We start from the raw sequence: 836 nt of genomic DNA, 5'->3' as shown, positions 1-836 counted from the left end.
AAGCATTCGAAAGACTCTCTTAAACGATATTGAATCTCTTGATTTTCGTTTTTTGAATGAGAGCGATGCATGGGTGGGTAAGTGGCCTGTTGAATCGCTTGACAGCGAGACCACTTCACCTGACCCGCGTCAAACAAACAACAGCTTACCCAAGGCAATTGAAATCGAAATAGCACATAAACGCTTCGGCAAGGTGAAGCGCTTGTTTGAGGTAGGGAGCTATTTTTCCGGCAAAGAGCTTGAATTAAGTGGCGGCGCATCTTCAGATAACGGTCTTGATGGCCAGAAGGCTAAAGACTGATGCCTCTGCTATATAGAACATACGGTATTCAGTACCCATGCTCAGTTAAAAAACAGGGCGGGGTCGCCTTGATGATTGTCATCTTTGTTTTCGCATTAGTTTCTATACTGTCTGTCGGTATGTACAACAGACAGAGTATTTTTGTTCAGCAGGCCGGTAATTTATTTGCCCAGTCTCAAGCGTATCAATACGCGATTGGCTCCGAGTTATATGCAAAGTGGTGGCTAAAAGATGATTGGGATAATGATAAAGATGTAGAAAAAGAATTCTATGATGACCTAGCCTTTCTTGAGTCCTCTTTAACAAGACCCTATGAAGGTGCAATTGTTTCGTCACAGTTTAATGATGTTCAAGGGAAGCTGAATCTAAATGACCTAGTCAGTGTGACAGGGGAAGTTATCCCTGTAATGAAGGAACGCTTCACTCGTTTATTTAATCGTTTGGCGATCGAAACGGTAAAGCTTGAGCAAATTATTGACTGGCTTGATGAAAATCAGGACTCAAGTGGTTTTGATGGGGCGGAAGATGGCGAGTA

The 836-nt window shown here is 42.8% G+C and carries 2 protein-coding genes; both read left to right on the top strand.

Annotated features, from left to right (window positions below; translation table 11 throughout):
• The coding region (locus A3763_RS24015) for a type II secretion system protein GspJ (RefSeq protein WP_197483088.1) at positions 1-301 on the top strand (301 nt) is incomplete at its 5' end.
• Positions 301-836 (top strand): general secretion pathway protein GspK (locus A3763_RS24010; RefSeq protein WP_197483087.1); only part of this gene is annotated, 536 nt, incomplete at its 3' end. The genes A3763_RS24015 and A3763_RS24010, both read left to right, overlap by 1 nt.

The organism is Oleiphilus sp. HI0128 (genome assembly GCF_001635365.1).
This window is presented reverse-complemented; position numbering and strand designations above follow the sequence as displayed.